Raw genomic sequence first — 21247 nt, 5'->3', positions numbered from 1 at the left:
ACCGCCAATCATGTAGTCAATATATAGGACAGGGAGATTATTCAAATGATTTCAAATTTAGGTTATCTGGTCTTTGAAGTGAGTGATCTCCCTGCATGGGAAAAATTTGCAGTTGAAGTGATTGGTTTAAAGATAGGTAAAAAAACACGAGAACAGTTGAATTTACGTATGGATGAATTCGAGTCTCGCATATTTTTAGAATTAGGTGAAGCAGACGATATGATTGCTGCAGGTTGGGAATTTGAAAATGAAGAGAAATTGCTTTCCTACCTAAACCAGTTAGCAACACGTGGCATTAAAACAGTAGAAGCTGGAACAGATTTAATTACAAAACGGTTTGTTGAGAAAATGTTCTTTCTTATAGACCAAACAGGTATGCGCCATGAGTTCTATTACTGTGCAGCACGCGCTCAAAAGAATAATGGGTTTTATTCCAATAAAATCACCAAAGGTTTTAAAACAGGTCGCTTAGGTGTCGGTCATTTTGTTGCAGTAGATACAGTACTGGGAAAACTAACAGATTTTTATAAAGACACTTTAGGTCTTCAGGTAAGTGATATTTGTCAGGGACCAATTAAACCTGGTGTAAATATGGAAGTGACATTCTTTCATACCCAAACAGGACGTCATCATTCTGTTGCAACGGCAAAAGTCCCCTTAGAATTTCCAAAAAGAATTCACCATATGATGTTTGAAGTAAACAATATTACAGACGTTGGCTTGGCTTATGAACGTTGTCAGGCGGCAGATTTAACTTTTGAAATGGGTTTAGGCAGTCACCCTAATGATGAAATGTTTTCATTCTATGTCAAATCGCCTTCTGGTTTTGCACTCGAAATTGGATATGGTGCAATTATTGTCGATGACGAAACATGGGACATTAAACGTTACAACGAATTAAGTAGTTGGGGCCACAAAAAGCTTGCTCATTAGATGATTAAAGGAAGGTCACAATGAAAATCAATTCTGAAAAATATCTTAAAACTGGTGTCTTCACAACAGCTTATTATGAGTCTGGAACAGGTGATGAAACTATTATTTTAATCCATGGTGGTGGTGCGGGTGCTGATTCATACGGTAACTGGCGTGCTTCATTCGATCTATTTGCAACATCTGCAAATGTAATTGCTATGGATATGGTGGGGTTTGGTAAGTCAGATTGTCCAGATCCAGCTGAATTTTCTTATACCCAACAAGCTCGTAATGAACAAGCCATTGCATTCATTGAAGCTTTAGCTAAAGGTCCTGTTCATATCATAGGTAATTCTATGGGTGGCGCTACTGCTCTAGGCGTAGCAATGAAACGCCCTGATCTTGTAAAAAGTATGGTGTTGATGGGGAGTGCTGGTCTGAACCATAAAGTGAACCCTGCCCTTCAAAATGTTATTCACTATGATTTCACAGTTGAGGGTATGCGTAAAATTATCAAAGCATTAGGCAATGCAAACTTTAAAATACCTGAAGATTTGATTTTTTATCGCCATGCATTATCCAATCAACCTGCGACTAAAAAGGCCTATCAATCAACAATGGGATGGGTTCGTGATCAAAGCGGCTTGCACTATGAAGAGTCTGAAATTGCGGCTATTAAAACCCGAACTTTAGTGGTAAATGGTAAAGATGACGCGGCTATTCCAATGCGAGAAGCTTTCCGTTTTTTAGAGTTACTTGAAGAATCTACAGGTTATTTCTTACCGCATTGTGGTCACTGGGCAATGATGGAACACCCTGAATTATTTACCCGCATCACTTTAGATTTCATTTTACTGGACAAATGGAATCACAACTAAAAATGGATTTTCAAAAAATATGGAGCGTTATTATGGCTAAAATAATCGAAACTGATGTATTCATTGTTGGTGCAGGACCATCAGGGGCTATCGCATCTTTATTATTAGCCCATGCAGGCATTCGAAATATTATCATTAATAAGTATTCTTCCACTTCGCCAACACCACGTGCACACATTGTCAATCAAAGAACCATGGAGATCTTGAGAGATCTAGAGATTGAAGAAGCTGCAAAAAAACTTTCAACTCCTTGGTCTTATATGGGTGAACATGTATTCGCTTCAAGTCTAGTGGGTCAAGAATATGGACGGATTCCTGCTTGGGCAAGTTCTCCTCTTGCTCAAGGTGAGCATATGGCTGCAAGTCCAAGTAGATATTGTGATTTACCACAATTATATTTTGAACCTTTATTGATCAGTGAGACTGCATTAAGAGGTGCTGATGTCCGCTTTAAGACAGAGTATTTATCTCATATACAGGATGATCTCGGTGTCACTATACAATTATTAGATAAATTAACTGAAACTGAATTTACAGTGCGTGCCAAATACCTAATCGGTGCAGATGGTGCCCATTCAAAAGTTGCACAGGATATTGGTATTGAGTTTGAAGGTGATCTATCACTGGGTGATTCAGGTTCTATCAATATTGAATTTGAAGCAGATTTAAGCAACTACTGTAATCATCGTAAAAGTGATATGTACTGGATGCTTCAAACAGGTCATGGTTTGAATGGTCCTGAAGGTGGTCCTGGTTTTGGTGTATTGCGCATGGTGCGTCCATGGACAAAATGGGTTTGTGTCGGTGGTTACTATAAAGCTAAAGGCACACCAAAATTAAGCTATGAGGACGCTGTAACCTATGTAAATCGTATTTTAGGTACAGATACGATCCCTATAAAAATTACAGCTGTATCAACTTGGGAAAATAATCGCCAATTTGCACTGAATAGTAGCAAAGGTCGTGTGTTCTGTATCGGTGATGCGATACATAAACATACACCATTCGGTGGCTTGGGCATGAATACCAGTATTCAAGATGCTTACAATTTGGCTTGGAAACTTGCAATGGTCATTAAAGGTCAAGCAAATCATACATTACTTGAATCTTTTGATACTGAACGTACACCTATAGCAAAACAAATTGTAAATCATGCATTTGATAGCACAATGACTTTGATCCCTCTACTTAAAGCAACTGGGCTAAAACCAAATGAAGATAATTCTGCTGAAACTAAACTTGCATTTGAATGGTTAAGAGAACCGACTATTGAAGGCGCCAAACGCCGTGCAGAACTTAAAAATGCAATGCAGGCAACCTTAGATGGCTTTGGTTCAGCACATGGTGTTGAGTTAAACCAACGCTATGTTTCAAAAGCCATCCTTTCTGATGGCTCTGCGGAAGAAGTCTTTATTAAAGATCCAAAGTATTTTTATCAAGCAAGTACTCGTCCTGGCTCACATATTCCACATGTATGGTTGCAAAAAAACCAACATAAAATATCTACACTCGACTTATGTGGTAAAGGAACCTTTACCCTATTGACCGGTTTGTCAGGTCAAGCTTGGCTCGAAGCTGTGAAAAAAGCAGAACAAGAGTTAGGTATTGAAATTAAAGTCTGCCAGATCGGTTTGGGTGAATATGACGACAGTTTTGGTGATTATGCTCGGATCTCTGGGATTGATGAGAGTGGTGCATTATTGGTTCGCCCAGACATGATGATCGCATGGCGTGCCCATAATGCATCAAACCAGTATGTCAATAAGCTTACTCAATCATTAAAAGAAATTTTAGGCCAATCTTCGATTTCTAAAGAAACAGAAAACTCAGCATCTCTGCCTGCTTAATTGAATGTTATCAACCTAGTGAGTTAATCAAAAACCGAGGCAAGACTCTGGTAAAAAGACTTTTTCCAACGAGCCTACCATAGTTATATTTTGTAAAAGTTCCAGCATTGAAAGTCATAATTCGGTTTTAACCAAGTCATGACTTTCATGATTAAGGTGATAAAAATGACAACGCAAGCGATTCAGAATGCAGCTGCAGCATTGACCCAATCACGTCTCAAGCTTCAACCATGTCAACGAATTTCAGAACAGTTTGGGATTACGACATTGGATGATGCTTATGCTGTTCAGGAAATAAATACGCGAATTGCCTTAGAACAAGGTCGTCGCTTAATCGGCCGAAAAGTAGGTTTAACCTCCATAGCAGTCCAACAACAATTGGGTGTTGATCAGCCTGATTTTGGAATGTTGTTTGCAGACATGGAACATTATGATGGTGCGATCATTGACAGTAAAACGCTGATTCAACCCAAAATTGAAGGTGAGATTGCTTTCATACTCAAACATGATCTGTTCGCAATAGATACGACACTATCTGAATTAATTCAAGCCGTTGATTACTTAGTCCCTGCTTTAGAAATTGTGGACTCAGCAATTGAAGACTGGAAGATCACTTTGATTGATACCGTTGCAGATAATGCTTCATCGGGGCTGTATGTGTTAGGAAATACCCCGGTTCGCTTTTCTGAAATGAATCTTGCATTGGAAGGAATGATTTTAGAGAAAAATGGCAAACAGGCTTCAATTGGTGTTGGTGCAGCTTGTCTAGGTCACCCCTTGGAGTCCTGCCTTTGGTTAGCACGAAAAATGGCTGAATATGGACGCCCTCTTCTGGCTGGTGACATCGTGTTATCTGGGGCAATTGGTCCAATGGTGAAAGTTGAAGCGGGTGATCATATTCGTATGCAGTTAACGCGACTGGGTGGAGTAAGTTGTTTTTTTAGCTAATTTTAATGAATCAGAGTTTTTATTTTAGATATATGATAATCGATATTTTTATTAAAAACTATTTATTATTCAATAACATGAAATTAAGATCTTTCATTAGCGATGCATATTGGAGTCAATGTAATGAGTATTAAAAAAAGCAAGGTTGCCATTATTGGCTCTGGAAATATTGGAACTGATTTAATGATCAAAATTTTGCGCCAATCAAAATATCTAGAAATGGCCGTAATGGTGGGAGTTGATCCAAATTCAGATGGTTTGGCTCGCGCAGCTGATATGGGGGTGGAAACAACCTATGAAGGCATACTGGGGTTGAGTAAGCTTGCCATTTTTCCAGAAATTGATTTTGTATTTGATGCTACATCTGCGACAGCACATATTGAAAATGATGCATTTCTAAGGGCTAAAAATTCCCGTATTTGCTTAATTGATCTAACGCCTGCGGCTGTTGGTCCATATTGTATTCCTGTGGTCAATTTGAATGAAAATTTAAATGCACGGAATGTCAACATGGTGACTTGTGGCGGTCAAGCAACTATTCCAATGGTTGCAGCAGTCTCACGACTTACCAAAGTACATTATGCAGAAATTGTGGCTTCAATCGCTTCTAAATCGGCAGGTCCAGGTACACGTGCTAATATTGATGAATTTACTGAAACAACAGCCAAAGCAATTGAAATGATTGGTGGTGCGACCAAAGGTAAAGCAATCATCATTATGAATCCTGCAGAACCACCACTAATCATGCGTGACACTGTCTATATTTTATCTGAGCTAGTAGATCAAGCCAAAATTGAACAAAGTATTGAAGAAATGGTTCAGGTTGTACAGTCTTATGTGGCGGGCTACCGTTTAAAACAAAAAGTTCAATTTGATGTAATTCCTGAAGATAGACCATTAAATATTCCCAGTGTGGGTAAATTCAGTGGTCTAAAAACTTCAATTTTTCTTGAAGTTCAAGGAGCAGCACATTATCTCCCTGCTTATGCAGGAAATTTGGACATCATGACATCTGCAGCGCTTACAACTGCTGAACGCATGGTTCAGTCCATGGAGCATTTGCGATGAATAAAAAACTTTATATTTCTGATGTAACTTTACGTGATGGCATGCATGCAATCCGCCATCAATATTCTTTAGATGATGTGCGTTCCATCGCAAGTGCTTTAGATCTTGCAAAGGTGGATTCTATTGAAGTTGCTCACGGTGATGGTTTACAAGGTTCATCATTTAACTACGGCTTTAGTGCACACACTGACCTTGAGTGGATTGAAGTCGTTGCTGATGTTGTTAAACATGCCAAAATTGCCACACTTTTATTGCCTGGTATCGGTACGATTCACGACTTAAAAGCCGCTTATGATGCGGGTGCAAGTATTGTACGTGTAGCTACACATTGTACAGAAGCAGACATATCTAGGCAGCATATTGAATATGCACGTCATTTAGGAATGGATGCTGTTGGCTTTTTAATGATGAGTCACCTACAAACTCCTGAGGATTTAGCACAACAGGCAAAACTCATGGAAAGTTATGGCGCAACCTGCATTTATGTTGTGGATTCAGGTGGTGCAATGAATATGGTTGATATTCGTTCACGTTTCAAAGCCCTGAAAGCAGTACTGAAACATGAAACTGAATTGGGAATCCACGCGCACCACAATTTAAGTTTAGGAGTTGCCAATTCAATTGTCGCTGTTGAAGAAGGCTGTCAACGAATTGATGCAAGTTTAGCAGGCATGGGGGCTGGTGCAGGAAATGCGCCATTAGAGGTGTTTATTGCGGCTGCAGAAAAACTAGGTTGGAATCATGGCACAAATTTATACGCATTGATGGATGCAGCAGATGACTTAGTCCGACCTTTACAGGATCGACCAGTTCGTGTGGATCGAGAAACATTGGCATTAGGCTATGCAGGTGTCTACTTAAGTTTCCTCCGTCATGCAGAAGAAGCTCAGAAAAAATATGCTGTTAAAACAATCGACATTTTAATCGAATTAGGGAGGCGCCGTATGGTTGGTGGTCAGGAGGATATGATCATTGATGTTGCTTTGGATATCTTAAAGCAAAAGCAATTGGCTGAATGATCCGATTATAGAGGATTCATATTTGAACATCAGTGACCAAAACAAAAATGTATTAGCGCTATAGTTTTTTAATTATAAAACACAAAACTACAGCACGATGAACAACGTACCAAGGATTGATTAAATTCTAAAATCAACAAAAGGAAATAAAACATGGACAGTCATAATCTTCGAATTGTGTTTGGTATAACTGCATTCTTGCAATTTAGCAATGCTTTTGCAACTGAAAATGGTGCCAGCACTTATCCTTTAGGTGCAGATACTTTTTTTGCGGGCGCTCTGCCTCCGCCAGGGACGTATATGCTTGGTTATTATCAAAATTACCATGCTTCAAAATTTGTAGACCAAAATGGAGATTCATCTATTCCAGACTTTGGATTAAATGTAAATGTGTACGTACCACGGCTAGTTTGGGTGACGGATAAAACAGTATTTGGTGGTAATCTTGCATTTCATATCGTACAACCCTTGGTTGATATTCGTGCCAGTGCGGCAGGATATACAGATTCAAAGTTTGGTTTTGGAGATACCAATTTAGCCACAGCAATTGGTTGGCATCATGGTTCACATAACTATACAACAGGACTTGAAGTGACGGTACCTATTGGATCTTATGACAAAAATAAAATGGCAAACTCTGGTAATAACTACTCTACCATTCGACCGATGATAGGATATAGCTACCTTGATCCTCATTGGGATGCCAGTGCTAAGATAACCTATAATTATAATACTGAGAATAATGATACCAATTATAAATCGGGTCAATTTTTTGCAGGAGATTATAATTTAAGTTATCGCGTTTTACCCAATTTTGCTGTTGGTATACAAGGTTATGCTTTAAAACAAGTGACGGGTGATAAATTTAATGGAGATGATATTGGTTTTAAAGGTCAAGTTTTCGGTATTGGTCCCGGGATTTTGTATAAAGGGCGAAAAGGTTGGTCTGTAGAGGCTCGATATATTACTGAAACTGCTGTTGAAAATAGACCTAAAGGCGATGCGGCTTGGTTAAGACTTGTGATCCCTAAAAATAGTCTAAAATAATTTTATCTGGTTCTGATGGGTTTTAAAATACGAAAACCCATCCTAGTCTAATTAAGCTAGTTGATAAAATTTTTATAAATCAATGTTGCTGTGTTTAAACAGACAGAAATAGTAAATTGTGAAATAGTCAACAATCTAAAACTTTGCTAAAGCATCAAGATGTTGCTGGAAATCACCTTCCGTCCCTGCTGCATTCACATGATCGAAGTAATCATACCAACCACTTGCTTGAATACCTGTTAACAATGCATCCCGTGCCTGTTGATTTGGAAAGCGCCAAATCCCCATAAAGCGATGATGACTACTTTGATCAACTACAGTATCAATTTCGGTGAGTGTTAAAAGCTCAACACCCAGACTAGACAAGCCTCCCATAGCCGCGCCAACATCCGCCAAATATTGTTGGCGCTCTTGTGTAGGTAAAGTTTGCCAAACTGCATTTGGTGTATAGAGTTCAATGAGATAGTGATTCATGATTTTTCCTTGATTTAATTCAACGTTTTATATCGATAATTTAAAAAGATTTTTATACAGATATTTTATAAGCGCTTATCAACAAGATTTTTCGCCACTTTCTCAAGTAAGTCTGTTAATTGCTCACGCTCAGCTTGGGTTAAACCAACAAACAGGCTGGCAATCCAGCGACTATGCTGATCAAACACAGTTTTTGCGACTTGTTTACCCTTTGCCGTCAGCCGAATACATAACGCGCGACGATCTTCTGGATCTGCGTGACGTTCTACCAATTGTTCACGTTCTAAACCATCCAGTAGTCCAGTGACTGTGGCACGGGTAATTCCCGCTTGTTCAGCTAAAGTTTTAGGCGCTACAGCATCATTAGCTGCATCAAGGAGAAATAAAAGCACAAATCTCCCTTCAGATAAGCCATAAGGCGCAAGCTGTGCGGCACAGTCTCGATCAATACTTGAAGCAAGTGAAAGCGTTTGAAAACAGAGGCGCAAATTTTCAATATCTGCCATTTTACGGCGTTGCGCTTCATGCAAAAGCGCGGTGTATTTCTGTTCTAGATTCATTTAGTATTTAGCCATATAGTATGGTGACTAACTATATATTGAATATTTTAGCTGTGTCAAGATAGATTCTTCACCAAAAAACAGTGCTTAAATTGATCGATTTTAAAGGGACTGAAACAGATTTTTTCAGATTAATTTTTATGTTTACTTTATCTCGTGTTAAATCGATAAAATATTTCTTAGTGCTATTTTGAATAGGATGAAACCTAGCTCATGGAGTTTTATAATTTATTGAAATATAATATTAAAGTTTAATTTGTTCATCAATTAAAACCTATTCAATATTGCCCGTTTTAAGTGATGAAACGCCCATTTATTCGCCGTAAAGCAAGGCTTAAAACTCAACAAAATATGTCGCAATCATACGATGTATATTCCAAGTCAATATTCATCACTTATACATTGTTACTGCTGATCTAGGTCTAAGCTTTTGAAGATGAAACCAGATATTGATCTAAATTCTTAAGGGAAAAATCGATGATTTGCAAAAGCATTTGCTCTGAATAACCATCTCTAGCTTGAACGGATAATCCATGTAGCACTAGTCCGTAATATTGCCCTAATATTTCAGGGTCAGCATGTTCTAATAATTGTCCATCTGCTTTCGCCTGTTTAAAACGCTTAACCAGACTTTGACCACGTTCAATACGTTGTTGCTTCATCCAGTCTAAAAGGCTTTGATTTTCCTGACTTAATACGCTTGCAGATGACACAACCATACAGCCATATGAATGGTTATTCTGGGTATAGAGTTTGATTGCATCTTGAAATAATTGACTGATCGCATCCTTAATATTTGCTTGTTGTAAAGCGTGGATCGCAAAGCCGCCTTCATTTTCTTCGTAGTGTATAACAGCTTCTCGAAACAACGCTTCTTTAGAGCCAAACGCTTTATAAATACGCGCTGAAGCAATACCTAAGACCTCGACTAAATCTGACATCGAAGTCCCTTCATAGCCATGTTGCCAGAAAAAATCACGCGCTTGAATCAGTGCTTTTTCCCTATCAAATTCTCTTGGTCTACCAGCCATAACGACGCTTCAATTCGATTTAGTGTTTTTTATTATCATTCGAAAAAATAAATTTCGCAAATAAATCAATAGGATTTATTGGAGAGGCTGCCCTTTTTTAGATTCTTTTTTAAAAACTTGTTGTTTTTATTCAAAAGAAAGCCTATTGTTTGTCGATCGACAACCAATTGAGTTTAGCTATGCAAACCATCAAAGGTCCAAGTATTCATCTCGCACAATTCAGTGATGATATTTTCCCATTTAATAATTTAGAGGGCATTGCCGCATGGGTTTCCGATAAAGGCTTTAAGGCTGTACAACTGCCAGCATGGGATAAGCGTTTATTTGATGTTAATTTAGCAGCCACAAGCCAAGATTATTGCGATGAAATACAAGGGGTTTTACAAAATAATGGTTTAGAAATTAGTGAGTTGACAACGCATATTTTTGGTCAACTTATGGCTGTGCATCCAGCTTATGATGCTTTATGTGATGGTTTTGCACCTTCACATTTACATGGAAATTCAGTAGCTAGAACTCAATGGGCTGAACAACAAATGTTGGCTTCTGTGCAAGCATCTGCCCGTTTAGGTTTACAAGATATGGGAACTTTTTCAGGTTCACTGGCATGGCCTTATATCTTTCCTTTTCCTCAACGCCCCGCTGGACTTATTGAAACTGCTTTTGATGAACTTGCACGTCGTTGGATGCCAATCCTCAATGCTTGTGATGAACATAATGTTAATCTGTGCTACGAAATTCATCCTGGCGAAGACTTACATGATGGCATTTCCTTTGAAATGTTCTTAGAACGGACACAACACCATCCACGTTGTCAGATTCTTTTTGACCCGAGTCATTTTATCCTGCAACAACTGAACTATTTGGAATACATCGATATCTATAAAGATTTTATTCGAATGTTTCATGTTAAAGATGCGGAGTTTAACCCGACAGGTCGCCAAGGGATGTATGGGGGCTATCAAAATTGGGGAGATCGTGCAGGTCGATTCCGTTCTACTGGAGATGGTCAGGTTGATTTCAAAGCAATATTCTCAAAATTGGCACATAACGACTATCAAGGCTGGGCAACTTTGGAATGGGAATGTTGCTTAAAAAATAAAGAGGATGGTGCAAGTGAAGGTGCTGAGTTTATTCAACAACATATTATTCATGTTACTGATAAAACCTTTGATGATTTTGCCGCAGCGCCTGTCAATCAATTGCAAATAAATCAACTTTTGGGTATCTAAGGCAGCGATTGGAATTTACTATGACAAGCATTACAACACATGAAAATTTAGTCGATCAATTTCAGCATCATTACATCCATATAGACAGTAAAAAACTTCATTATGTCTCTACAGGTCGTGGTCCTGTTGTATTACTTATCCCCGGTTGGCCACAAACATGGTACGCATGGCGAAATGTAATGAGCGTCTTGGCGGCCAACGGTTATCAGGCAATTGCTGTGGATCCACCGGGAACGGGATATTCTGTGCCGCTGAATGGAAGTTATGATACGGGGCGAATTGCGACGATTTTATCCAGCTTAATGTCAAAACTTGGACATGATACTTATTCAGTGATTGGTCACGATATCGGGATGTGGGTTGCTTATGCACTTGCAGCTGATTTCCCCCAATCTGTCACTTCTCTGGCTGTGACTGAAGCTGTTATTCCTGGATTGGCAACGCCACCGCCTATTTTTGTTTCAGCTGATGAAAATATTTTTCTATGGCATTTCATGTTTAATCAAGTGATGGACTTACCTGAAGCTTTGGTCAGTGGGCGTGAAGAAACTTATCTCAATTATATTTTTGATAAGTGGTCGTGGCACAGAGATAAAGTCGCCGCTGCAACTTATATTGAGGCTTATAAAGTATCGGGACGTTTAACGGCAGGTTTTAATTACTATCGTTCAATCCCCGAAACCATTCGTCAAAATAAAATCCGCGCAACTAAAAATCTAGAAATGCCTGTATTGGCGATTGGCGCAGAACAAGCAACCAATGATGCACCTTATGAAACTATGAAAAAAGTTGCACCACATTTAACCAGTGCAATTGTCAAAGATTGTGGTCATTTTATTATGGAGGAACAACCTGAAGCGTTTTGTTCCCTGATTTTAGAATTTCTACAACAGGAGCAATAAGATGCCTTTAGATCATCAAATTGCAGACTGGCTTAACACTAGACCTGCTGCAACAACTGCAAACACACTTTGTGAATTAAGAGCGCAGGTAAATCAGGACATCATACAACAGCAAGGTATTGAGCAAGATCCCAGCTATCAAACCAGTTTTTGGGTCACAACTTCAGATCAAGCTCAAATCCAAGTTCGGGTATATACGCCCTATGCTTTGGTGCAGCTACAAAGCAACCCAGCTTTAGTATTTGCCCACGGTGGTGGATGGTGTTTAGGGAGTTTAGATGCATGGGATCGTTCATGTCGTTTACTGGCAGAATCAACACAGTATGTTATCTTTTCAGTGGATTATCGCCTAGCGCCTGAATTCAAATTTCCAGTACCGCTGACAGATTTTTTTACAGCACTTCGTTATATTCAAGAACATGCTTTAAGTTTAGGGCTTGATCGAAATCGTATTGCTGTGGGTGGTGATAGTGCGGGCGCTAACCTTGCAGCGGCTGCATGCTTACTCGCTAAAGCGCATCCAGAAATCCAGATTAGTCAACAACTGCTGTTTTATCCAGCCTTAGATGCCACGATGCAGGGTAAATCCTATGAAACTTATGCGGATGGTTATGGCTTAACCACTGCAACAATGGCGTATTGTTGGGATCAATATTTAAATAGTGATTCTGACAAAACCAATGAGTTGGTGAGCCCCCTACTGGCACAGTCATCACAAGGCTTACCTGAGGCAACAATTTTTGTCTGTGAATATGATCCACTGCGCCATGATGGTGAACAATATGCTGAAAGATTGAGAGATGCTGGTGTCTCGGTGAAATTTCATTTTCTAGCAGGAATGATTCATGGTGCAATCCATATGACTGCAATCACAGAGAAAGCCAACGCTATATACGATAAGATTGATTTATAGGTGATTTTGATCATCGTGAAAAAAGGAAATCGCATGATTTCCTTTTTTGCTATTTCAAAAGTATCTGAATGTTTATAAAAACAGAACTGATATACGCATTAAAAAGACTAACCTAATTCAGCCAATATTTTATCTAGCGTTGCATTCTGTTGCTGCCATTTGGGCTGTTTATCTTTGTCGACAATTAAAGCACGAACACCTTCAAGAATATCGCCATGTTCAAACCAGATATCCTGTAAATTTCGTTCCAGCTGCATACATTGTTGTAATGACAATCCCCGTCCCAAGTATTGCAGTCGTAAACTGGTCTTTTTCGCCACCCAAGAACGTTGTTGCAAAGTGCTTAAGACTTTGCTTGCCCAGGCTTGATGCTGTTGGTCTTTTTCATTTTCAAGACTTTTTTCAATATCTTGCAAATTTTCAAAGCCAAAATGCTTACGAATGCTCTCAACCGATGCACTGAGTTCACTTTCCACTGGGCGGGTAATGAATTTAGAAATTATCTGTTCAATATGGTCTTTGCTTAAATTACTTGATTGGCTCAGCGCATCAAGTAAGGCATGAAACTGTTGGCTAGGAACATGATAATCAATCAAATCTAAATATAAGGCATCACTGCTACTGATTTGGTCGCCTGTGGTTGCCAAATAGACCCCAATATCATCTAAACGTGACAAGAAATGCGTTGCTGCAACATCAGGAAAGAAACCAATCGCCGTTTCAGGCATGGCAAAACGTGATTTTTCACTACTAACAATAATATGACAGGCCTGTGCCAGACCAAAACCGCCACCTAAGACATAGCCATCTAACAATACCACAATCGGTTTTTTAGACGCGCGAATGCTATTCAACATGTCATATTCAGCGATAAAATAGCCTTTATGTCCATCTGTACCATTTTGATAACAATCATAAAGATAACGAATATCACCACCTGCACAAAATGCTTTTGGGCTATTAGATTTGATCAGTATCGTTTGAATGCCAGCATCATCTTGCCAAGTTTCAATTTGTATACGGATACCATTGATCATATCCAGAGTCAGTGCATTCAGGCTGGATACTCGATCTAAGCTAATCACACCCAAAGCTGCGTTCTGTTCGATGATTAAATGATTTTCAGTATTCATCCCATCTTCATCCTATTATTGATTTTTAAAGTTGGCTTGGCGTTTATCAACAAAGGCTTGCATGCCTTCTTTTTGATCCAAAGTAGCAAAAATTGAATGAAAGGTTCGTCGTTCAAAACGTAAACCTTCCGCCAAACTCACTTCAAAGGCACGATTAATTGATTCTTTGATCATCATTGTTGCCACCAATGATTTTTCAGCAATTTTTTCAGCAGCACTTAAAGTCTGGGATAAAAGCTCTTCGGGGCTAAACACACGGGCAACTAAACCACTCAGTTCTGCCTCAATTGCCCCCATTTGTCGAGCGGTTAAACACATTTCCATCGCTTTGGCTTTACCTATGGCAAGGGTTAAACGCTGCGTACCCCCAATGCCTGGAATCACGCCTAAAGTGACTTCAGGTAAGCCAAACTTGGCATTGTCTGCACAGTAAATAAAGTCACACATCAGTGCCAACTCACAACCACCACCCAAAGCATAGCCACTGACAGCTGCAATTAAGGGTTTACGGCGTTGTGCAATTCGATCAGTAAGATTAAAAAAATCGTCAAAATAAATATTGGGAAAGTTCAATCCCGCCATTTCTTTAATATCAGCACCTGCTGCAAAGGCTTTCTCTGAACCAGTCAAGACCATACAGCCAATATCCTGATCTTTTTCTAAGTCATCTAAAGCTAAATTTACTTCTTGGATTAATTTTGAATTTAATGCGTTTAAAGCCTTTGGGCGATTGAGTGTAATTAAACCTACGCCTTTGTGTTTTTCCAATAAAATCGTTTCAAATTGCATATTCATTTCCTTATCCGTTTTATCCCATCATCTGATACACAGCGATTAACTCTACTTATAAACTTCGCGCAATCACTAAACGCTGGATGTCACTGGTGCCTTCATAGATTTGGCAAATACGTGCATCACGATAAATTCGTTCAATTGGAAAATCTTTTAAATAACCATAGCCGCCGAAGATTTGTAGTGCAGCAGAACAGACACGCTCTGCCATTTCAGAGGAAAATAATTTTGCCATAGAAGCTTCATTGAGACAGGGCTTGCCTGCTTCTTTTAGGCGTGCGGCATGATGGACCAATTGACGAGCTGCTTCGATTTCTGTTGCCATACTGGCCAAACGAAAAGCGATTGCCTGATGTTCAAAAATCGGTTTTCCAAAAGTAATCCGTTCTTTGGCATATTTGCTGGCTTCTTCTAAGGCCGCACGTGCCAAACCCACCGCTTGCGCAGCAATACCAATACGACCGCCTTCCAGATTAGACAGTGCTATTTTAAGCCCTTCACCTTCTTGACCTAACATTAAGCTTTTGTGTACCCGCACATCAGTCAATGCAATTTGGCAGGTATCTGAAGCATGCAATCCCAGTTTTTCTTCAGTGCGAATCACTTCATAGCCCGCAGTTTCCCGTGGCACAATAAAGGCACTGATACCTTTTTTACCAGCACTTGGATCGGTCACTGCAAATACAATAATTACACCAGCATTATTTCCTGAAGTAATAAATTGTTTTGCGCCGTTAATAATCCAATCCTCACCATCTTTGACAGCTCGGGTTTTCAGTGCTGCTGCATCAGAGCCAGTATGCGGTTCGGTCAATGCGAAAGCACCAATCATTTCACCTTGTGCCAAAGGCAATAAATATTTTTGTTTTTGTTCTTCACTACCAAATTTAGCAATCGGAACACAACCGACTGAATTATGCACACTCATAATGGTAGAGGTTGCGCCATCGGCCGCCGCAATTTCTTCAAGTGCAAGGACATAGGCTAAGTTACCAGTATCTGAACCACCCCATTGCTCTGAAATCAGCATCCCCATAAAGCCCAATTGCCCCATTTGTGACAAGGTTTCTTTGGGGAAAATGCTGTGTTTATCCCATTCCGCTGCATTTGGTTTAATTTGTTCTTGGGCGAAACTTTTCGCCATGTCCTGAATCAATAATTGTTCTTCAGTAAATTGCATTTCATATTCCTTAGCATCATTTAACATCCTACATTCGGCAAGTTTAGCTTGTGTAGGATGATCCTTACTGGCTTTATACACTTAATTGTTGTTTAGCAATTTCTTGATTTCGTAGTAAAAAGCGTTGAATCTTGCCACTTGGAGTCTTGGGTAGTTCAGTGACAAATTCAACTTGTCTTGGGTAAGCATGGGCAGACAGACGTTTTTTGACAAATTGCCCAAGTTGTTCAGCCAATTCCTCAGATGGTATTTTATTTTCTGCCAAAATCACAAAAGCTTTAACGATTTCTGTTCGCTCTGGATCAGGGACTCCAACAACAGCAGCTTCAATCACTGCCTCATGTTCAAGTAATGCACTTTCTACATCAAAAGGTCCAATACGATATCCAGAGGTGGTAATCACATCATCACTACGTCCAACAAAGCTCATACTCCCATCTGCATGTAATTCAGCAGCATCACCGGTCAAATAATAATTTTTGATAAACGGTGATTTACGACTTTCTTTATAGCCACCAAACCACATCATCGGTGATTGACTGATATCTACCGCTAAAATTCCAGCGCTATCGGCAGGCAACTCATTGCCTTGATCATCCACCACAGCGACACGATAACCTGGGCTGGCAAAACCAGCAGCGCCTGCACGGACGTCATGGTTTAAACCATGATGGTTGCACACCACCATGCCCACCTCAGTCTGTCCATAATGATCAAAAATAGGTGCATCAAGCACTTGTTTAAACCAACGAAAAACTTCTGGATTTAAAGGTTCGCCTGCACTGCTCACAACCCGGAATTTACCCTTTAGTTGTGCCATTTGAGCGGGATCCGCGGCCATCATCATCCGATATGCTGTAGGTGCACCTGCCAAATTGGTAATTTTATAATCATCAATAATTTGACATAAACTGTCTATGCTAAAACCACCTTCATAAAACAAAGTGGCATGACCTAACAACAAGGGTCCTGTTATACCGTAATAAAGTCCATACGCCCAACCTGGATCAGCAATATTCCAAAATGCATCATCTGTGCGTAAGCCGATCGCATCTTTCATATAGTTGCCAAAAGCAATTAAGGCTTTGAGTGGAACTTCTAAAGGTTTTGCAGGCCCCGTGGTACCCGAGGTAAACATCAGTAAAAATGGATCTTGAATGCTTTGCATGACCAGATCGCATTGCTCAGCCTGTTGATTGAGTTCTTTCCAAAAATCTAAATCGCCTTGTTGTAGAGCATGACCCTGTTGATCAGCGACAGTCATAATTTGTGGACACTGTGCAACTTCATCCAGTTTGCTACGGTTGCCGATATCGGTCACAACCAATTTGCTTTTTGCCAGCTGAACTCGATGTTCAATCGCCTTTGGGCCAAATGCAGTAAATAGCGGTTGATAAACTGCACCAATTCGCCAAGCAGCGAGAATCACCACCAATAATTCGGGAGTTCTTGGTAATAAACCAGAGATACGATCACCGGCTTGAATACCCTGTGACTTTAAAAAATTGGCAAACTGACTCGACCATTTTTTCAGTTGAGCAAAGGTATATTGCTCTTTACGACCATCTTTAGCTTGCCAATATAGGGCAACTTTTTCGCGATCTGCTTCTGCATGTCGGTCACAGCATTCATAACAGGCATTCAGTTGATCGACTGAACCTGAGAGCATTTCCTTAACCGCACCTTCTAAATTAAATGTTTTAGCAACATCCTGATAATTCAACATATTATATACTCCGGCCTGGATTTATTGTTATTCATGACACGAGTGAATCTATTGTTTTTTCACCACCAATGGGTGGTGAAATTGACTGTGCTTCGATTGATGATTAAGTTTCTTTAGGCAAATATTGCTGAATGATGCTGGAAAAATCGAGTTGAGCATTACCTTGCATACACAGTTGCTGATAAAGCTGCTGTACCAAACCACCTAAAAGCAAAGGTTGTTTGACTTGGCCTGCGGCTTCAACAGCCAAACCCAAATCTTTAAGCATCAGTTGAGAGGCAAAGCCATCACTATAACCACGTCCAGCAGGTGCATTTGCAGAAATACCCGGCCATGGGTTACACACTTCCGAGCTCCAGCAACGACCACTTGAACTATTGATTACGCCTGCTAATGCTTGTGCATCGATACCGAGTTTTGCCCCGAGCGCCATGCCTTCAGCCACTGCGGCCATTGAAATGCCTAAAATGAGATTATTGCAAATTTTAGCAATTTGTCCTGCACCCACTTCACCACAGTGCACGATGTTCTTACCCATTGGTGCAAGCACAGATTTGACTTGTTCAAAGGCTTTATCATCCGTTCCTACCATAAAGGTTAGCGTACCTGCTTGGGCCCCGATCGTGCCACCTGAAACAGGTGCATCACAAATTTGAATTCCTTGCTCTGCACCAATTGCAGCAATGTCTTTAATGGTTTGTGGATCAATGGTACTGCTGTCGATACATAAGCTGCCTTGTTTAAGCACAGCAAGTACCCCATTTTCACCCAAATACACCTCTTTAACATGCTTTGCGGCTGGCAGCATAGTGATTACGACATCTGCATTTTCTGCTGCTTTCTGTGGACTATTACAGGCAATTCCGCCTGCTTCGGTGAAATGTGCGATTGCAACATCACTTAAATCAAAGCCATAAACCGTCAAGCCTGCTTTGAGTAAATTATGGGCCATTTTACCGCCCATATTGCCTAAACCAATAAATGCAATATTCATCCTTGAACTCCTATATTAACGCAAGCTGATGGTGGTATTCACTTCACCTTTTTCTTGTGTGTCTTCGAACCAACGACTGGTAATGGTTTTGGTTTGAGTATAGAACTGTACTGCTTGTTTACCATAAGGCCCTAAGTCCCCTAATTTTGAACCTCTTGACCCAGTAAAGCTAAAGAATGGAACCGGCACAGGAATTGGAATATTAATACCAACTTGACCGATATCAATGGTGCTTTGGAAAGTACGTGCTGTGGCACCACTTTGAGTAAATAAACCCACCCCATTCCCGAACGGATTGGCATTGACCAATTCAATGGCTTGTTCAAGCGTATCAACATGAATAATGGCTAAAACAGGACCAAAAATTTCTTCTGTATAGATGCGCATATCAGTGCTGACTTGATTGAATATAGTTGCACCAACAAAATTGCCATTTTCATAGCCTTGGACATGTACGCCTCGACCATCGAGTAAGAGTTGTGCACCTTGTTCAATACCGCTATTAATCAAATCTATAACCCGAGCTTTAGCACGTGGTGAGATCACGGGGCCAATATCTGTTTGCGGTTCATGCCCAGCATTGACTTTCAGTGTTTTGGCTTTTTCAACCAATTCATCCACCCAGTTTTTAGTTTCACCGACCATGACAGCAACAGACAATGCCATACAACGTTGTCCAGCCGCACCAAATGCAGCACCAACTAAAGCATTTAAGGTTTGTTCTTTGTTGGCATCTGGCATGACCACGACATGGTTTTTTGCACCCATCATCGATTGCACACGTTTACCATGCTGACCCGCTAAGTTATAGACATGCGTCCCTACCGCAGTTGAACCTACAAATGAAATGGCTTTAATGTCTGGATGCGTACATAGACGATCTACCACTTGTTTGCCACCATGTACCACATTGAGTACACCAGCAGGTACACCCGCTTGTAATGCCAATTCAACCAGCATCATGGTCGATAGTGGATCTTGCTCAGACGGTTTAAGTACAAAGGTATTGCCGCAAACAATCGCCATTGGAAACATCCACAATGGGATCATGGCAGGAAAATTAAACGGGGTAATTCCAGCACATACACCCAATGGTTGTTGCAAGGTATAAGTATCTACACCACGAGCTACACCTTCAGTATATTCACCCATTTGCAAGGTTCCAATTGAGCAAGCATGTTCAACCACTTCTAAGCCACGTTGGATATCACCTTCTGCATCAGCCAAGGTTTTACCTTGTTCTGCGGTCAAAACACGGGCAATATCTTTCATATTGTCACGAATCAAATCTTGCAGTTTCAGCATGATACGCATACGGGCTTGAATCGGTGTAAAACGCCAAGTTTTAAATGCTTCTTGTGCAGCAGCAATTGCAGCATCAACTTCGTCTAAAGTTGCCATTGGGACACGACCAAGTACCTCTTGGGTCGCTGGATTTAGAATGTCTTGCCATTCAGTAGTATTTGATTCGGTAAATTTTCCATTAATTAATAATTTAGCCGTCGTCGAATGAATATTTGACATTGTGTTCATAACCTCTCCATAGGCAATATTTTTTGTTGTTACATTTTTAGAAAATAGCCAAAAGCAGTATTTTCATCAGTGCTGTTTCAAATCAAACTAACAAAGAAAATATAGATGACCAATAGAAATTAACGCACAATGAATGTGCAAATATGCACAAGGATGTCATACACAATGAAAGTCGATTGGGATCACCTACAGTTTTTTTTAGTTTTAGCGCGTGCCAAGACGTTAACCAATGCAGCTCGTATTATTGGGGTCGAACACAGTACCGTGTCTAGACGAATACAGGCGCTAGAATTAGCTTTAGGAACGCCGTTGTTTAGACGCGAAGCCACAGGCTATGAACTGACTATGGAAGGCTTGGCGTTGGTGCCCCGTGTCGAGCAAATGGAACAAGCATTCTTGCAAATTGAAAAGCCCAACTTACCGTTACAAGGACATGTGCGAATTGGCACACCTGAGGGTTTTGGAACAGCATTTTTAGCCCAGCTATTGGCAGAACTGTCTAAACAATACCCTTTACTCACGATTGATCTTATCCCGGTTCCAAAAATGATTAAGCTGTCGCATCGTGAAGCTGATATTGTGATTTCCATTGATCGTCCTAAGTCAGGACCTTATATCATTACCCGTTTAACCGATTATTGTCTTAAAATTTATGGCAGTACAAGCTATTTAGAAAGTACCCAAGCGATTAAAAAACTTGAAGATTTAAAAAACCATCAGTTTGTAAACTATATTGACGATTTAATTTACAGTCCTGAACTGTATTGTTTAGAACGTCTGCCCTTACAGCTCAATGCAAATTTTAGAAGTAGCAGTATTTTGGCCCAACAAGTTGCTGTGAATGCAGGTGCAGGATTGGCAATTTTGCCGAAGTTTCTGGCAGAAAATAAACCAGAACTTAAACAGGTATTACAAGATGAAGTTCGTTTTATTCATACTTTTTGGATGCTAACTTTAGTCGATTTACAGCATGAACCACGTATAAAATTGGTCTGGGATTTTTTAAGAACACAAGCTGATAAATATCAAAATTTATTGATGGATTAAAAATTTTCGGT

General features: G+C 40.0%; 20 protein-coding genes. 11 read left to right on the top strand and 9 right to left on the bottom strand.

The window, feature by feature from the left end:
• The first annotated feature begins 45 nt into the window (after positions 1 to 45).
• The 7 genes from PYV58_RS11085 to PYV58_RS11055 all read left to right on the top strand — a co-directional run bounded on the left by PYV58_RS11085 (position 46) and on the right by PYV58_RS11055 (position 7719).
• Positions 46 to 933 carry a VOC family protein gene (locus PYV58_RS11085; RefSeq protein ID WP_004821545.1) on the top strand — a complete coding sequence of 296 codons (888 nt, stop codon included), beginning with the start codon at positions 46 to 48 and terminating at the stop codon, positions 931 to 933.
• 20 nt (positions 934 to 953) lie between these two features.
• Positions 954 to 1790: an alpha/beta hydrolase gene (locus PYV58_RS11080; RefSeq protein WP_004821550.1), complete on the top strand. Its 837-nt coding sequence runs from the start codon at positions 954 to 956 to the stop codon at positions 1788 to 1790.
• Positions 1791 to 1822: 32 nt separating this feature from the next.
• Positions 1823 to 3637 (top strand): FAD-dependent monooxygenase, encoded by a 1815-nt coding sequence (locus PYV58_RS11075; RefSeq protein WP_034613080.1) that lies wholly within the window; start codon positions 1823 to 1825, stop codon positions 3635 to 3637.
• A gap of 165 nt (positions 3638 to 3802) precedes the next feature.
• A complete protein-coding gene (locus PYV58_RS11070) occupies positions 3803 to 4585 on the top strand; it encodes a fumarylacetoacetate hydrolase family protein (RefSeq protein WP_034612991.1) in 783 nt (260 codons plus the stop codon).
• A 123-nt stretch (positions 4586 to 4708) separates the two neighbouring features.
• Positions 4709 to 5653 carry an acetaldehyde dehydrogenase (acetylating) gene (locus tag PYV58_RS11065; RefSeq protein WP_034612989.1) on the top strand — a complete coding sequence of 315 codons (945 nt, stop codon included), beginning with the start codon at positions 4709 to 4711 and terminating at the stop codon, positions 5651 to 5653.
• Positions 5650 to 6672, top strand: coding sequence for a 4-hydroxy-2-oxovalerate aldolase (gene dmpG / locus PYV58_RS11060; RefSeq protein ID WP_034612986.1), 1023 nt, complete (start codon positions 5650 to 5652; stop codon positions 6670 to 6672). Before PYV58_RS11065 ends, dmpG begins: the two co-directional genes overlap by 4 nt.
• A 153-nt stretch (positions 6673 to 6825) precedes the next feature.
• Complete coding sequence (locus tag PYV58_RS11055) at positions 6826 to 7719, top strand: transporter (RefSeq protein WP_275059829.1); 894 nt, start codon at positions 6826 to 6828, stop codon at positions 7717 to 7719.
• Between the two features lie 135 nt (positions 7720 to 7854).
• Here PYV58_RS11055 and PYV58_RS11050 read toward each other — a convergent pair whose 3' ends face one another.
• From PYV58_RS11050 to PYV58_RS11040, 3 genes are all read right to left on the bottom strand, one after another.
• The gene (locus PYV58_RS11050; protein WP_034612980.1) at positions 7855 to 8193 is read right to left on the bottom strand and encodes a DUF6616 family protein; all 339 of its coding nucleotides are present in this window, start codon (positions 8191 to 8193) and stop codon (positions 7855 to 7857) included.
• 65 nt (positions 8194 to 8258) lie between these two features.
• Positions 8259 to 8753: a MarR family transcriptional regulator gene (locus PYV58_RS11045; protein ID WP_034612977.1), complete on the bottom strand. Its 495-nt coding sequence runs from the start codon at positions 8751 to 8753 to the stop codon at positions 8259 to 8261.
• A gap of 422 nt (positions 8754 to 9175) precedes the next feature.
• Positions 9176 to 9784: a TetR/AcrR family transcriptional regulator gene (locus PYV58_RS11040; protein WP_004821566.1), complete on the bottom strand. Its 609-nt coding sequence runs from the start codon at positions 9782 to 9784 to the stop codon at positions 9176 to 9178.
• Between the two features lie 179 nt (positions 9785 to 9963).
• On the opposite strand from PYV58_RS11040, the gene PYV58_RS11035 reads away from it, so the two are divergent.
• Genes PYV58_RS11035 through PYV58_RS11025 form a run of 3 tightly spaced genes read left to right on the top strand, consistent with a single transcriptional unit; the run spans position 9964 to position 12831 of the window.
• Positions 9964 to 11016 carry a sugar phosphate isomerase/epimerase gene (locus PYV58_RS11035; protein ID WP_034612974.1) on the top strand — a complete coding sequence of 351 codons (1053 nt, stop codon included), beginning with the start codon at positions 9964 to 9966 and terminating at the stop codon, positions 11014 to 11016.
• Positions 11017 to 11036: 20 nt separating this feature from the next.
• The gene (locus PYV58_RS11030) at positions 11037 to 11918 is read left to right on the top strand and encodes an alpha/beta hydrolase (protein ID WP_034612970.1); all 882 of its coding nucleotides are present in this window, start codon (positions 11037 to 11039) and stop codon (positions 11916 to 11918) included.
• A gap of 1 nt (position 11919) precedes the next feature.
• Positions 11920 to 12831, top strand: coding sequence for an alpha/beta hydrolase (locus tag PYV58_RS11025; RefSeq protein ID WP_034612965.1), 912 nt, complete (start codon positions 11920 to 11922; stop codon positions 12829 to 12831).
• A gap of 107 nt (positions 12832 to 12938) precedes the next feature.
• Here the strand turns inward: PYV58_RS11025 and PYV58_RS11020 are convergent, their stop codons facing one another.
• The 6 genes from PYV58_RS11020 to PYV58_RS10995 all read right to left on the bottom strand — a co-directional run bounded on the left by PYV58_RS11020 (position 12939) and on the right by PYV58_RS10995 (position 20189).
• Positions 12939 to 13964 (bottom strand): enoyl-CoA hydratase/isomerase family protein, encoded by a 1026-nt coding sequence (locus PYV58_RS11020; RefSeq protein ID WP_034612962.1) that lies wholly within the window; start codon positions 13962 to 13964, stop codon positions 12939 to 12941.
• A gap of 15 nt (positions 13965 to 13979) precedes the next feature.
• Positions 13980 to 14753, bottom strand: coding sequence for an enoyl-CoA hydratase (locus PYV58_RS11015; RefSeq protein ID WP_034612958.1), 774 nt, complete (start codon positions 14751 to 14753; stop codon positions 13980 to 13982).
• A gap of 55 nt (positions 14754 to 14808) precedes the next feature.
• Complete coding sequence (locus tag PYV58_RS11010) at positions 14809 to 15936, bottom strand: acyl-CoA dehydrogenase family protein (protein WP_034613077.1); 1128 nt, start codon at positions 15934 to 15936, stop codon at positions 14809 to 14811.
• A gap of 73 nt (positions 15937 to 16009) precedes the next feature.
• Positions 16010 to 17662, bottom strand: coding sequence for an AMP-binding protein (locus PYV58_RS11005; RefSeq protein WP_034612954.1), 1653 nt, complete (start codon positions 17660 to 17662; stop codon positions 16010 to 16012).
• Between the two features lie 103 nt (positions 17663 to 17765).
• Positions 17766 to 18656: a 3-hydroxyisobutyrate dehydrogenase gene (gene mmsB, locus PYV58_RS11000; RefSeq protein WP_004720378.1), complete on the bottom strand. Its 891-nt coding sequence runs from the start codon at positions 18654 to 18656 to the stop codon at positions 17766 to 17768.
• 15 nt (positions 18657 to 18671) lie between these two features.
• Complete coding sequence (locus PYV58_RS10995; protein ID WP_034612951.1) at positions 18672 to 20189, bottom strand: CoA-acylating methylmalonate-semialdehyde dehydrogenase; 1518 nt, start codon at positions 20187 to 20189, stop codon at positions 18672 to 18674.
• A 165-nt stretch (positions 20190 to 20354) separates the two neighbouring features.
• Here PYV58_RS10995 and PYV58_RS10990 point away from each other — a divergent pair, with 165 nt between their 5' ends.
• Complete coding sequence (locus tag PYV58_RS10990) at positions 20355 to 21236, top strand: LysR family transcriptional regulator (protein ID WP_034612946.1); 882 nt, start codon at positions 20355 to 20357, stop codon at positions 21234 to 21236.
• Positions 21237 to 21247 lie beyond the last annotated feature (11 nt).

The sequence above is a fragment of the Acinetobacter sp. TAC-1 genome, from assembly GCF_029025845.1.
In the GTDB taxonomy this organism is placed as follows: Bacteria; Pseudomonadota; Gammaproteobacteria; order Pseudomonadales; family Moraxellaceae; genus Acinetobacter; species Acinetobacter guillouiae.
The sequence above is the reverse complement of the archived record's forward strand: the minus strand, read 5'-3'. Positions and strand labels throughout refer to the sequence as shown.